At 64.6% G+C, this 12,656-nt stretch carries 13 protein-coding genes and 1 pseudogene; all 14 read right to left on the minus strand.

Annotated elements, in window-relative coordinates; all coding sequences use genetic code 11:
• Positions 1–117: 117 nt before the first annotated feature.
• Positions 118–1,443 carry a hypothetical protein gene (locus IPM16_19120; GenBank protein ID MBK9125216.1) on the minus strand — a complete coding sequence of 442 codons (1,326 nt, stop codon included), beginning with the start codon at positions 1,441–1,443 and terminating at the stop codon, positions 118–120.
• On the minus strand, positions 1,436–1,645 hold the full coding sequence (locus tag IPM16_19125) for a hypothetical protein (GenBank protein ID MBK9125217.1): 210 nt from the start codon (positions 1,643–1,645) through the stop codon (positions 1,436–1,438). The genes IPM16_19120 and IPM16_19125 overlap by 8 nt, the downstream gene beginning before the upstream one ends.
• Positions 1,642–1,896, minus strand: a complete 255-nt coding sequence (locus IPM16_19130) for a hypothetical protein (protein MBK9125218.1) — start codon at positions 1,894–1,896, stop codon at positions 1,642–1,644. The genes IPM16_19125 and IPM16_19130 overlap by 4 nt, the downstream gene beginning before the upstream one ends.
• 2 nt (positions 1,897–1,898) lie before the next feature.
• Positions 1,899–2,336, minus strand: a complete 438-nt coding sequence (locus IPM16_19135; GenBank protein ID MBK9125219.1) for a hypothetical protein — start codon at positions 2,334–2,336, stop codon at positions 1,899–1,901.
• The gene (locus IPM16_19140) at positions 2,336–2,878 is read right to left on the minus strand and encodes a phage tail protein (protein MBK9125220.1); all 543 of its coding nucleotides are present in this window, start codon (positions 2,876–2,878) and stop codon (positions 2,336–2,338) included. The genes IPM16_19135 and IPM16_19140 overlap by 1 nt, the downstream gene beginning before the upstream one ends.
• Positions 2,878–4,575, minus strand: coding sequence for a right-handed parallel beta-helix repeat-containing protein (locus IPM16_19145; protein ID MBK9125221.1), 1,698 nt, complete (start codon positions 4,573–4,575; stop codon positions 2,878–2,880). The genes IPM16_19140 and IPM16_19145 overlap by 1 nt, the downstream gene beginning before the upstream one ends.
• Before the next feature lie 17 nt (positions 4,576–4,592).
• Positions 4,593–4,946, minus strand: coding sequence for a DUF2190 family protein (locus IPM16_19150; protein MBK9125222.1), 354 nt, complete (start codon positions 4,944–4,946; stop codon positions 4,593–4,595).
• Between the two features lie 14 nt (positions 4,947–4,960).
• A complete protein-coding gene (locus IPM16_19155) occupies positions 4,961–7,012 on the minus strand; it encodes an HK97 family phage prohead protease (protein MBK9125223.1) in 2,052 nt (683 codons plus the stop codon).
• Positions 7,009–7,170, minus strand: coding sequence for a hypothetical protein (locus tag IPM16_19160; protein MBK9125224.1), 162 nt, complete (start codon positions 7,168–7,170; stop codon positions 7,009–7,011). Before IPM16_19160 ends, IPM16_19155 begins: the two co-directional genes overlap by 4 nt.
• A gap of 9 nt (positions 7,171–7,179) precedes the next feature.
• On the minus strand, positions 7,180–8,736 hold the full coding sequence (locus tag IPM16_19165) for a phage portal protein (protein ID MBK9125225.1): 1,557 nt from the start codon (positions 8,734–8,736) through the stop codon (positions 7,180–7,182).
• Positions 8,733–8,948, minus strand: coding sequence for a hypothetical protein (locus tag IPM16_19170; GenBank protein MBK9125226.1), 216 nt, complete (start codon positions 8,946–8,948; stop codon positions 8,733–8,735). The genes IPM16_19165 and IPM16_19170 overlap by 4 nt, the downstream gene beginning before the upstream one ends.
• 80 nt (positions 8,949–9,028) lie before the next feature.
• Positions 9,029–10,300: a class I SAM-dependent methyltransferase gene (locus IPM16_19175; GenBank protein MBK9125227.1), complete on the minus strand. Its 1,272-nt coding sequence runs from the start codon at positions 10,298–10,300 to the stop codon at positions 9,029–9,031.
• 2 nt (positions 10,301–10,302) lie between these two features.
• Complete coding sequence (locus tag IPM16_19180; GenBank protein MBK9125228.1) at positions 10,303–12,153, minus strand: phage terminase large subunit family protein; 1,851 nt, start codon at positions 12,151–12,153, stop codon at positions 10,303–10,305.
• Positions 12,086–12,595 (minus strand): annotated as a pseudogene (locus tag IPM16_19185) (terminase small subunit). Before IPM16_19185 ends, IPM16_19180 begins: the two are co-directional and overlap by 68 nt.
• Positions 12,596–12,656 lie beyond the last annotated feature (61 nt).

Raw genomic sequence — 12,656 nt, forward strand, 5'->3', positions numbered from 1 at the left:
CAGATTGCGCGCCACCGCCGCCGTTGTCTCAGAGACAAACCCAAACGGCGTAACGCGATCTATCGTGCTGCTGGTTTCGTTCAGCCAGCCGCTAGGCGTGACGCGATTAACGGCCACTTAAGCGAGCCTGGTCTGCGGGTCGACGTAGACGGTGATGGACGGCTCGCCGACACATACACGGCCGCGAATGTGTCCGATTTCAGCGGGCGTGATGGTCGAGCCGGGCGCGAGCTTGCCAGACCATGCCGAGGCGTTTTCGCCGGTCCAGCCCGTCGTGCCGACGCCTGCGGCTTGATTCGCGGCCGCTGCGAGCAATGCCTTGCGGTCGTTGACCATCGTCGTTTGCACGCTACCCGTCGTGCCTTTGTATGACCACTCCCCCCATACTTCGTCGTCCTGATATGCGGTCGCGGAGCCGTCGCGCAGGATTTCGATGCTGGGCGTTTTTGCCGCCGTGCCTGAGTGATACACATCGAACCACGGCGTGGTGAACGGGTAGTAGTAGCTGCACAGTGCAGACGTGACGATCTTCCATGAGCACTTATTCGTGCCGTCGTACGCCGCGCCGTCGTTGGCATAAATACCGGTGTCGACGGTCAACGAGCCGAACGCGTCGTGATATTGCAGGTGGTAGTGCTCGTCCCCGGCGGCGCAGTCATATAGCCATACGCGAGCAAAGCCGAGCGTGTTGTTGCCCGTCGACGACAGCGCAGTGACGCCGCTGCCGAGTTTGCAATTGGCAAAAACGACTTGCGACGGCTCTATTGTGTTCGGCGCGACGAGCGTGCCGGTTATGAGCGATAGATCGCAGCCCTCGAAGCGCAGCAGGTTGCCTGAGCGGTTGCCGACCAGAACGAGAGTGTCAGGAGCGGTGCCCGCCAGCGTTACGGCCTCGAACTCGCCAGCGCCGAACGGGCTGATCCCGACCGTCGTGGCGCCGAATGTGATTGTGCCGCCGCGCATGCGGGTGAAGCGGTTGGACTCAGAGCCGGATGTGCCTAGTTCGATTTTCGCGCTCGACCCCAGCCTCACATGACAATCTTCAAGCTCCGTATGCTGCCCGTCCGTTCCCGCCGTGCGAAACACGTCGCCGCCGGTGACTGCGAACTCCATCCCGCGGATGAAAATCTTATATGCGCCTGCGAGCGTGATCGATCTATTTGTCGATGTGTTGCCCACATAGCCGCCCCCGGCCTCCTGCGTTTGCAGCGTCGTCGGGGGCGTGCCGCTCGTTTTGTCCGCGGAGATAACGCGGACGTTGGCCGCGAATGTGTACGTCGTATCGACAGCGAGCACTTCGGCCGAGGTTGATGCGACGTAGATGATGTCGCCATCTACCGTCGCTGCGGCCACGGCTGCGGCGAACGTGGTGAAGGCGTTCGTCCAGTCGGCGCCCGTCCCGGCCCCGGCAGCAGACGCGTCATAATAGTACGGGCTAGCCATTGAGCAGCGCCTCTATTTCCGCGCTCGCAAGCTGCTGCTCTAGTTCTGTCGCATGCGCCTGCGCGAGTGCGGTAATATCATGCCCTCGCGCGGTCCACACGCGCATGTACTGCTGGTCGAGGTGATCTGTGTGCCGCTCAACAACGTCGATCACACCGTCGCGCTGCGGATATTGCTCGATCACGGTATTGACGATGCTCATTCGCCCACATCCTGCATCACAGCGTCATAGCGCGTGGCACGCGTCGTGAGCCGAGTCTTGAGTGCGTTGTACTGCGTAACCGTCAGACCAAACGCCGCACGTACCTGCGCGTCCGTCCATGTGCCGTCGGCGATGCGATTGAGCAGCCAGCGCGCGAGGCGGCCTGCTTCGATCCCCGTCGCCTCGCGGTAGCGTCGCCGAAACTCAGCAGCGAGTTGCGCGCCGGTCGCATGCCGCAGGACGAGCGCCACGCTCAGTCCTCCGTCACTGCCGTCGCCGTCGTGAGCCGCGGCGTGACGCCAGACGACACAGAGATGTTCGGGCTGACTGTGCCGCTGTACAGCAGTACACCCGCGCCGCTAGATGCCGTGCCGAGACCGAAATGCGTGATCGTCGCCGTGCTACCAGTGCAGGCCGGGAAGTCGACATTCGCCGCAGGACTGACGCTGTTGTCGGTGACGGTGAAGCCCACGCCCGAGCGCGCGACGGCAACACGGGCGTACGACGTGTAACTCGTTTCGTTCGTCGTTTGGTCGCCCGTCTCGCCTGGGTCGCTCGTGTGCAGCGACACATAGAGACTACCGGCAGTGGACGAGCCACGGAGCCCCGTCGCGTCGCCGAGGTTGGCGAAATTGGTGTTCTTGAAAATGAGTTCAAGAATCCCGTTTTCGAGGCTGTTGGACTTGCTCATCAGCGCCCTCTCTGCAGTCGAAACCGAAAGTCGCGCTCGAACAGCGCCGGCATGGCCGTCGTCGTCAGGCGGATGACTTCCTGCGTAAAAATTGACGTGGCTTCCGGCTCGATCGGAATCTTCACGCGGTCGATGGGGAGCCGTGGCGCGCGCTGGCCGCCAGTCACGCGACGCTCCATGATCAATTCCTTGCCGTTACGCATCGTTGCGCGGAAGGCATGCGGATAGCGCTGGCCGGCTGCGCTGATCCCGCCCTTCTTCAGGCCGCGAGTCGTCAGCGTGTCGATCGGGACGCCGGCCGTCAGCACGACAAGGCGAGCAGACAGCGTGCGGAAGTTCGCGCGCACGAGGCGCGTGCGGCCGCGGATAGTCCGCGACGGAATGCGGGTGGCCGCCACCAGTCGGCGAATGCTGGCCGTCTGCGCCTGCTGTGCCGTCCGGTTGATCGCGAACACAGCCGAACGCTTGGCTAGCTTCGGCGCTTCCTCAAGGGCTTTGCGCAGCGCCTTGTCGTCGAACTTGATGCTGAGCCCGACGGCCATTACAGGCCCTCCGGGTAGCGGCCAGGAATGCCGAGGCAGCGCGATGCGACTTGCGCGCGAGTCCGCGCCATGTCCAGATTGCCGTCCCGGCTGCGGCGATAGCAGGAGTCGCGACGGAACGCGCCGATGTCCCACTTGCCGTTGTACATGTAGTCGCCGAAGTAGTCGGCGATTTCGTCGCCGAGGTCGGTGCCGCCCCCCGCGCCAGGGCTGCCCGCGCTGAGGCGGAACCCCTCCACCGTCGTGGGGTTGGGGCCGCCGAGGAAGAGGGGGTCGATAGTCAGTCCGCTCGTCTGCGTGAAGCCCTCGACCAAAGTCGCGCAGCCCTGAATAAGATTGCGCGACTCGGTGACATACGCGCTCGACCCGTCAACGTCCATGCACTTGTTTGCGTTACCGACAATGACGTTATTCCGCAGCACGTTGGGTGTCGTCGTGCCTGCGCCGCCGTCTAGCTGCACCACGTCTGAGCCTTGATCTGTGCCCGTGCCGTAGGGGTTGAGGTTGACGAATGTGTTATTGAAAAAGCTGTTGTTGTCGCTCACACCGTGGACGTGCAGGGCGTTGTCCCCATTGGCCCACGAGATGGACGAGCGAAGCACGCCGCCCGCGGTGTCGTTCAAGTAGACACCGGCGATGTCGTTGTCCGTCGCGCGGATGCGCTCACCGATCCAGTTGGTCGAGCACTCGTCCGGATAGAACCCGGAAGCGTCCGCCGTCTGCACGTCGTTTTGGCGACCGCCTCGGAGATAAACGTCGTGCGTGTAGGTGCCGTCCGTTGTAACAGGGCACGCGCCGATTGTGCCTTGGCCGCCTATATGAATGCCTACGGGGGCCGCGAATGAGGCAGTCGTCATGATCTCGGTGATTTCCGTACCATCGACGTCGTTCTGCACGTTGATGCAAGACAGGTAAAACTCTCCGCTGCATTCCACGTCACCGATATAGGCTGATGGAATTGTTCCCGTTGCGCCTCCGGTTGTCGGCGGATACAGATTGACGCAGTACCGGCCCTTTGCATTGCCTGCACAGTTGATGTCGTCAACGATTAGACCAGTAATCGACACCCCCGCGGCCGGCGTTGCGTTCACGCACGAAACTGCCTCATCGTCTGCGTCGCCAATCCTGGAACACGTAATGCCCTGAATCACAGGCGACGCAAGCGGCCCGGTAAGCTGCAATCCGCTGGTGCCACAGTTGTCGATGGTGATGCCGATGAATTCAATATCGGTGCTGGTGTTGACGGCGTTCCCAATCACAGCGCAGTTGCCAGTCGCGTTGCGCAGGTACAGGTTACGAAACGTGATGTTGTTCCGTGAGGCTCCACCGATGTTGGTGAGGATGCTGACCGAACCTTGCCCGTCGAACCCGCCAGCGCCTGCCGGATGGTCGCCACGCAAAATGAAATCACTTGCGCCGTCGCCTGTGCCCACGCCACCCGGATTCCATGCGGCGGTCTGCGAGCCGATGAGATACACCGTGTTGCCGCGCGCCAATTCGACCTGACCGTCGGCCGTGCTGGCAATCGACGACATGACGTTATAGGCGCCCGTTCCACCGCCACTGGCCGCGCATTCTTCCGTTGTACCGTTGCCATTGTTTGCACACGCAGGCCGGACGTAGTACGTCGCCGCCCCCGCCCACAGGGGGAACAGCAAGAGGGCGAGGAAGGCCCAGCGCATGCGAATGCTTGCCATGTGCTGGGCCTCTTGCCTCAGATCGCGAAGCCGTGAAGCTTCACTTTGGCCGTGGTGGCGCCGGTCACGGCCGCTTCCCACGCGGTGCCGATGACGACGCCAGTGGCGACGCCGAGCACCTTCTGCCGACCGGCCGAGCCAGTCGCCCGCGCGTAGACCTTGCCGCCGACCGCGAGGCTGGTGGAAGCCGCCGCGATCTTGTCGACCGTCCACACGCCGCCGATAGCCAGGCGCAAGGCAGCGCCTGCGCCGGTTGCCGTGTTGAGCGCAATGCCGCGGATGTCGCCGCGCTTGATGAGCCAGCCCTTGGTGACTGCGCCGGTGGCGACGGTTTCAAGGACGTCGCCGTTCTGTACGAGATTGGTTGCCATGTCTGCGTGCCTCCTTAAGCGACGCCATCGTTATATTGGGCCCCTCTAAAGTCCGCAGCGGCAGCACGAACGTCGAGACGGACCTTGAACGCGACGCCGTCCTGAGAGAACGGGTTCTCCTGCTCCATGTACGGGGTCTCGTTCCCGTTCAAGAAGCCGACTACCACAGTCGGCAGCAGGTTCGGATCGGCTAGGGTGAACCAGCCGGCCGCGTTGAACGCGTCGATGCGCGCATCAGCGATGACGTCGAAGCGGCCCTGCCAGACGTTCGGCTTCAGCGTGCCCGCGGTGCCGGCCGGGTCGTAGACCGCCGTCGCCAGAGTGCGCGCCGTGCCAACCAGCGCATGACCGCACACGAGGTAGCGGATGCCGAGGTTGATGGTTGCGCCGCTCGGGTCTGTCTGCGTCGCGGTGTAGCGGTTGTGGACGTCCAGCGTGGTCACGCTCGGCGCGCCCGCGTTGGTGGTCGTCCAGATGTTGTTGTGCGCGGTGTTGAACAGCGCGGTGGAGTCCTGCGCCAGCGTCGGGTTGCCCGTCAGCACGGCGTAGGCTTCATCGCCGACCATGCGGGCCGCGGCGCGGCCCATCAGCATCGGGACGTCGGTGAACGCAGCCAAGTCGTCGTTGATGATGGCCTGACGCGAAATCGAGAACGCCTTGCCGTAGGTGCGCAGCGTGATCGTTTCCTTCGTGTCAGACATCGTGCCGTACTTGTACTCGCCATGCTCCGGGATGACGTCGAGGTCGCCGAAGTTCGAGCGGTTGATCATGTTCATCGGCTTGAAGTCGCTGATGGACACGACCTTGCAGAACGGCCGCCAGGTTTCCGGCGCTTCGGTGTAACCGCCGACGAGCCACTTGTTCGCGGCGTCGAGCAGCAGGTTCGCGAAGTCCGAGGTGCCGTGGCTGATGATGCCGCCGCCGCGCACGAAGCTCGGCTGGTGCGTCAGCGCGAGGCCGACGACGGTGCGCTGATCCATGCCGGCAGTGTTGATGCCCTGACGGATGAGCGACTGGCGCGCGATTTCAAGCAGCGGCATGCCGACGAACTCGTTACCCTGGCGGTACTCGGCCTGCTTGACCGGGTCGTTGATCGCACCGGTGCGCAGTTCGATCGAGCGCATGGCGCCCTCGGCGAACTTGTCACGCTGGTCGGCGCCCGCGTTGACTCGGATCTGCGAGTCGCGGCCAAAGGGGTGCTCGGCATAGCCGCCTGGACCCGCGAACTGCGGCGCCTGGCGCTGTACCGGCGGCATGCTCGCCACGGGCGAGACGCCAGAGCCTGCCATCTTCAGCAGTTCCTCGCGGCACTGCTCGACGCTGGCGCCCGAGTCGATCGCCCACTCGCGCAGCGCGATGTGATCGTCGGACTGGAAGCCGGGCAGAATGAACAGCTCGCGGATCGCCGCGATGCGCTGCCGCTCTTCGTTGCGGCCCTCTTCGCGGCCCTTGGCCTGTACGAGACGCACATGTGCCGGGCCAGCGTCGGGCGGCGGCACCTGTGCCGGGTTGCCGGAGTTGCCGGCCTGTTCGTGATCCATGTGTGTCTCCTTCGGGGACAGTGACCGCCCAATACCAACCGTGTGATCTGCCGGGACGGTGACGACAGACACCTCGTGCAGCGTCCAGCGCGTGACGGTGACGTCATCGCTGTCCGCGGATTCTTTCCACTCGTCGACTCGGTAGCCGATGCTGATCCCGAGGGGCATGCCCTCTCGGATCTGTTCCCAGACTTCCGAGCGGGTCGCGTGTTTGCTGAAGCGCAACTGGCCGGTGAGCCGGCCACCTTCGAGTCGGAAGCCCTCGGCGGCGCCGAGCAGTTCGTCCGTGTCGTGACCCCACAGCAGCGGCAGCGCGCCACCACTGACGCGCTCGAGGTTCACCGCGCTCGCCTCGTGGCTCAGGATCTCGTTGCCGAACCAGCGCCGGACGGGCGTCTCGCTCGACATGGACGCCGGAACGGTGCGGGCTTCCTCGTCGGCCGCGCGGATGTCGAGCGCGAGTTCGCGGTAGAACGTCTCGCTCGTCAGCTTTTCGCGCAGCTCGCGCGTCAACGGCTCTTTCACGGCAGCCGCAGCGCGCCAGCGTTCACGAGAAACTGCGCATGTCGACGGCTGCGCGCCTTGTTGGCTGCGACCAGTGTGTCGAGCTTCGCGTTGTGCACGGCGCGCGCCTCTTCGACGGTGGCCGGCTGCTTCTCCGTGATCTCGTTTTCCTTCGCCATGAACGGCTCCTATGCGGCCTCGGCCGCGTTGGGTTGGGGGTCCGCATTGGCGTCGGCTTTGGGTTTCGGCGTTGCCGTTGCGGCTGGTTTCGGGGTGAGCAGATCGCGTAGCGGATCTGCCTTGATCTGTTCGTCAACGACCTGCGGGTCGTACTGGTTTTCGCGGATGACCATGTGGCGCGACTTGAAGCCGACCTCGACAGCCTTGGCCGAGGCTTCGACTTCCTTCATCGGGTCGATCCACGGCATCGCCGGGCCGACGAAGTCGACGGCGAACATGGTGTTGGTGTCGATCTCGCGCATGGACACGAGGCCCGCGGCCATTGCCATGCGGACGAAGCGCTGCCAGATCGGGCGGTAGAACACGCCGTACAGGTATTCGCGCATGAGTTCGTAGCCGACCCACGACTCGACGAGCTCCTGCCGCTGCGCGGAATAGGTGCCGTTGTAGTTGCGGGACACGCCGGAATAGGACGTGCCGGTGCCGCTCGCGATGGCGCGGATCTGACTGTTGCGGAAGTTTTCGAGGTTCGTGTTCGGGCGATCGGTGCCGATCGTCTGCACGTCCTCGCCCGGCAGGAGGTTGTCGAAAATCATGCCGGGGTTCATTTCCATGATCCGGCTGCCGTCCGCGGCGCTCGTCGCGCTGAAGTCGCCGTTACGCTTGATGACGGCGCAGAACGCCGCGGCCACGCGAGCAGCCACGCGCTCCGACTCTTCGTATTCCTTGATGTCCTCGAGGCGCTGCAGGACGGAATGGAACACGGACACGCCGCGCACCTGGCCGAAGCGGCGGGCGAACTTCACGTGCGTGATCACGTCGGCGCTGACGCGCTTCAGTTCCGACTGAACTTGCAGCAGGCTTGTCGGGTTGGCGAGCAGGCCGAGGTCGCCGGGGTGCTCGCGATAAAGCCAGTAGGCAATTGGCTCGCGCCAGTCGGTCAACTCGACGCCGTGCACGATCCGGTTCTGCGTCGGTGTGCTCGCGCGCGACCAGTCGAACGGCAGGTAGTCGGCCTCGATCAGCTCGATCGAGTACGGGACGCGCGAGCGGTGACGGATCGGGGCGCCGGACTCAAGGTGCTGGATCAGGAACTCGCCGTCACGCAGCCACGTTCGGCAGGCCATGGCCTCAATGGACGGCCACGGCAGCGTGCGGGACGCTTCCGGCATGCTCTGCGTCCACTCAGCCCACAGCGCGCGGAGTGTGTCGTTCGTTTTCTTAGCCAGCTTGCCGCCCGGCGCCTTGATCATGGGCTCAATCGCGATGCCGCAGCCGATGATCTTCTTCACGAGGTCGTCGAGCACGCCGACGGCGATGTCGTGGTTCTCGTCGAGGTGACGCGCCCACGAGCGCAGGCTGTAGCGCGCGTGATCCATGACAGCGTTGCCCGAGCGCTGATCGCCGCGCATCGGCCGATGCCGGGACCGCTGGGCCGCGTCGTAGGCTCGCTCGCTGGCCTCGCGCCGCTGACGCAGCGAGACAGCATCCAGTCGGGCGCGCTCGATGGCGGCCTCCCGCTGCGCCAGCGTCAGGGGTGAACGAAAACGGTCGAGCCAGCTCACGAGAAACTGGCCAGGGTGACTTGATTGGTGCCGGCCGAGATGGCCGTGTAGCGCGCGACGACGCGCTCCCAGTGCTGGATGCGCTGCGCTACCGTGCGCGCGTCAACGCGCGTGACGCCGACTTCGGGGAGCTGATACGCCTGCCCCGAGGTGAGCGCCAAGTCGACCGCCAGCCAGGCGTCGAGGTGTGCTTGTGCGGTAGCCAGATCCATGCTGGCTTGCACTGATAGAACACGTTAATTCAGGATTGCAATAATCCCCCTAGCGACTATTCATCCGGGTGTTTAAGGGTCTAGGCGCGGATCAATTCCGGTTGCCGCAGGTAGCCGTACAGGTGCCGCCACTCATACCGGCCGTGCATGTTCGTCGCGTTGAGTGTCGACGTGCTGTTGATCTCGACCGCACAGCCCATGCTTTCGAGGCGGCCGATCCAGTAGCACACGACTGCATTGCCGGCCTCGGACAAGTCCGGCCGGTGCGGCCACGACAGGTCGACACCGGCGAGCATCAGCCGCTTCACGCGAATGAAGCCGGCATAGGCGAGGATGTAGCCGATCGAGATCGTGTGCAGCCAGTTGTGGCAGGACATGCCCCAGTGTTGCAGGACGGCCTTGAGCGGGTACTCAGTGAACGGGATCGAGCCATCGTTCGGGATCGTCGTCTGGCCGATGATGCTGCCCCGGAAGCGGCGCATGCTGTCGCCGTAGGCCGGGTGACGGGTGGCGTAGTCGTAGACGTCGTCCATGATCCAAGCGACGTCCGCCGTCGGCAGGAAGTCGATCCCCTTGTTGATCGTCCACAGCTCGTCCCACCACGGCGTGAAGTCGTGGCGCAGCATGGCCTCGGTCAGCTCGTACTTCGACGGGCCGAGGCCCACCAGCATGACGGTCTCCGGCGCCTTGCCGGTCGGGTGCTGCCAGCGCGCCTGTGTCACGTAGCGGACGTCGGGCGGCGGCGGCAGCGCGCGCCACGTCTCGCCCTTGGGATTCAGCGAGCGGCGGGCGACGACGATCTGCGTCCGGCCCTGAATGTCCCGCGCCGGGGCGGACTCCGGCCCTTCCTGCGCCCACCATTCGACGACCTCCCAGCCGGCGGCATTGAGCAGGCTCTCGAAGTCCTCCGGGGTGTAGTGCCGGTGGTGGAACTTGATCCCGTCGTGCCAGGGGAATACGTGCTCGTTCGGGACGCTGGCGAGCAGGGTGTCAGCGTTCAGGGCGCGCAGGAACGGCAGCGGGTCCGGCATGTGTTCGATCATTTCAAAGGCGACGGCCACGGCGGACTCCGAGCGCCGCGCCGCCTCGATCGCGTCGTCCAGCACAAAGCCGGCGCCCGCGCTCGCGTAGTGCTGGCGCGCGTAGTTGATCGCCGGCTGGTCGCAGTCCACCCCGATTGCGACAGTCGCCACTTCGGCAAGCAGGCGCGTCCCATACCCTACACCGCATCCGTAGTCCGTCACGGTGCGATTCCGCACGTACTGCCGCGCCCACTCGTACCGGGCGACGTGATCGCGGCGGATGCCGTCGAGAGTTGGCGCGACTTGGCGCTCGTCTGAGTCTGGCAGCATGCTCATCTCCGGTAATTGCCGAACCACGACTTGACGCCGGGGCGCGGGGCTTCGGGTTGCCGAATGAAGGACGGCGGCCGCGGCGGCTCGGGCTTCGGCTCGGGCGGCTCGGCGTCGGGGTCGATGGTTTCAAGCGCAATGCCGCCGTGTTGCTGGAGGATGCGAACGGCGCACAGCGCGTACACGCGGCAGTCCAGCGCCTCGTTGCGCGGCCGCAGCTTTTCCCATTGCACGTAAGGCCGGCCGTTGCGGTACTTCGTGACAGCCTTTTCGGCGGTGAGCTGCTGGAAGTATTCGGCGTCGTAGGCCGGCGCGTTCGAAAAGTGCATGTAACCGGGGCCGGGCTCGTCGGCCTTCAGCCGACGATAGATCAGCTCCTTCGCCGTGTCCGTGCCGACGTGCGTCAGGTAGACACGCTTCTGGTTCAGCGTGCGCGGGAACATGGCGATCGGCTTGCCGCCCTCCGACGCGCCCTTGATCGGTACCGCCCACCGCACGCCGTGTTTGCGGCTGAAGGCGTAGACCTCGTCCGTGAAGTGGCCGCCCGAGTCGATGCACACGCACCGGCACTCGATCTGCGCACCGTCAATGCGCAGCCATGATGTCGACAATCGGCGCTTCAGTTCGTCCCATAATTCCGCCCGTGCCGGATCGCCGTAAATCCGCCAATAGTCGACGGACCACGACTCTTCGCCTTCCCCCCATGCCACAAGATCCACCTCTACGCGATCGTCCTGCACGTCCACACCGGCGGTAATCACGGAGCCATTCGGGACCGCGGCCTTGTATACCTCGCGGCGTTCGTACACCGCGGTGCCGCTAACCGTCTCCCCCTTCTCGGTCCACGGCTCCCCGAGCACCGTGTTAACAAAAGTCTTCAGTGCTTCGCGGTCAGACTGCGCCGCCATCCATTCTTCCGCAAGCTTGCCCCACGTCGCATTGGGGCTGTAGCTGTAGGCCGCCCACAAGTGAAAGCCGGCGTGCCCGGTGAACGGAGCCGTAGCCCGCCACTCACCGCGCTCCACCATCCAGCGCTTCTGCTGGTGGTCGATGTCGCGCTGGCAGTGCTCGCAGACGTAGTGCGCCTCGTGCGGCCTGCCTTCAGGCCATTTCATCTGCGCCCACTTCAGGTATTGAGGCTGCTCGCAGTGCGGGCACGGCACGAAGTAGCGGCGCTGGTCCGACGCCAGGCACGAGCGCTCGACGCGGGACAGGCCGGAAATCGTCGGCGTGCTGCCGATCGCGATCTTCCGGTTCCAGAACGTGTCGCTGCGCCGGATGCCGAGCGCTATCTGATCGCCTTCCTCGCCGGCCGTCGGCGGGTAGCCGTCGACCTCGTCGAAGAGCACCACGCGGCACGTCAGACGGCGGAACCCGCGCGCGCTGTTGGCGCCGACGAGGTTCAGCGAGCCGCCCGGAAACAGCTTTTTCAAAATCGTGTTGCTCGAATCCCGGTAGCCCTCCGTCACGAGCCCTTGCAGGCAAGGGACGTCGCGGAGCATCGGCGCGATCTCGTCCTTCGAATAGCCCTGCGCGTCGTCAATGGTCGGCTGCACGAGCAGGATCGCGCACGGGTCCTGATGCATGTGGTAGGCGACCGCCCAGTTCAGCGCCTTGGTATAGCCGACGCGCGCCGACTTCATGAACGTGACGCGCTCGATCTTCGGATCTGTGAAGGCGTCCAGAATGCCCTTCTGGTACGGCAGCGTGCGCCAGCGCCCGGGCTCCGCCGCTGATTCAGGGGATAGCACCGCATAGGTGTCCGCCCACTGCGACAGCGTGAGGTCAGGCGGCGGCGCTACTGTCTGAAGCGCTTTCCGAACGACCGATGGGGTCAGAACGTGATAGCTCATCAAGCGCCTCTCTCAACAGGTGCTGCAATTCGTCGTAAGCGGCATCAGGCATATCGGGCAGGCGGGAACGCATGCGGGGCGGCACGGACAGAATGCGAGAGCGAAACGCCGTGAGAATGGCAGACCACGCGCGGACAGCGTCGTCGGCGGGTATCAGTTCCGCTTCCTGCTCGGCCTTCTTGATCTCGTTCAGTTCGCGCTGGCTTCGTCGCAGCAGCGCCAGTTCGCGCTCGCTGTCGAGCGCTTCGCGGTCCTCGTCAGGCGCCGACTGATCAACCGCGCGCTGCACCAGCCAGCGGTGCACCTCGACTGTGTCGAAGGCAAGCGACTTGCCCGCGCCGGCGGGCTCGCGCAGCACTGGCATGCCGGCCGAGCGGTACTTGATCAGCGTCGGCACCGAGTAGCCGAAGACGTCACTTAGGCCCGCTTGGTTGACTTCCATCTAGGTCAAACTCTTAAGTGTTTGAAACGCGGCACATAATGGAATGGGGTGCGCCCCTAGA

The organism is Candidatus Flexicrinis affinis (genome assembly GCA_016716525.1).
In the GTDB taxonomy this organism is placed as follows: Bacteria; Chloroflexota; Anaerolineae; order Aggregatilineales; family Phototrophicaceae; genus Flexicrinis; species Flexicrinis affinis.